At 52.8% G+C, this 685-nt stretch carries 2 protein-coding genes; both read right to left on the reverse strand.

From position 1 onward, the window contains the following. The coding region (gene cas4, locus ACTHTY_RS11345) for a CRISPR-associated protein Cas4 (RefSeq protein ID WP_440367707.1) at nt 1-459 on the reverse strand (459 nt) is incomplete at its 3' end. 2 nt (nt 460-461) lie between these two features. Continuing rightward, nucleotides 462-632, reverse strand: a complete 171-nt coding sequence (locus tag ACTHTY_RS11350) for a hypothetical protein (protein WP_440367709.1) — start codon at nt 630-632, stop codon at nt 462-464. Nucleotides 633-685 lie beyond the last annotated feature (53 nt).

Raw genomic sequence — 685 nt, forward strand, 5'->3', positions numbered from 1 at the left:
AAACACGATAGGGACGCGGTGGCGGGTTTGCATATACCACAGCGCGCCCTCAGAGACGGTTTGCCCCGTCATTTCTTCCAAGCACAAGCCTTGGGCGCAGAGTTGAATTTCGTCCATCGGATTGGGTTTGGGCTTGCCGCGTTTGTATTCCACGGGTTTCAGACGACCTGTCTTTGTTTCCACTTCCACCAAATCCAACACGCCGCTGATGCCAAGTTTTTCCGCCGATACATGCACCGTCCGCTCAAAGCGTACGCCCTTGCGCGTTTCCGGCTCGCCCGAATCCACCCGCTCATGCAACGCCTTGCCCTGCGCGGTCAAATAATTCTCCGCCCACGCCTGCTCGTTGTGAATCAACGCACATTGACGCGGGCAGAAGGCATAGTGTTGCAAGGCAGAAAGGGGAATCAGGCTAGTGTCCTGATTTTCCCCTTGGGTTTCGGTTAAAAGTGCGGTCATTTTTAGCCTAATTTCCGCAACAGCTTGGTTTCGCCAAGATTTTGATCGTCCACGCTGACAAGGTAGTCGTCAAACTTCCTTGCCACTTCCACTCCCTCTTTTTTACCAACCTGAATGCGTTTTAAGAGGCTATCAGCAGGTGCGTAACCCAGATTACTGCTGTGTTCAAACACCTAGAGCCCTGTCTCTTATACATATCGGACGTCGCCGACGAAGCGGATAGTGT

It is taken from the genome of Neisseria sp. P0019.S002 (genome assembly GCF_051957155.1).
Lineage (GTDB): Bacteria > Pseudomonadota > Gammaproteobacteria > Burkholderiales > Neisseriaceae > Neisseria > Neisseria perflava.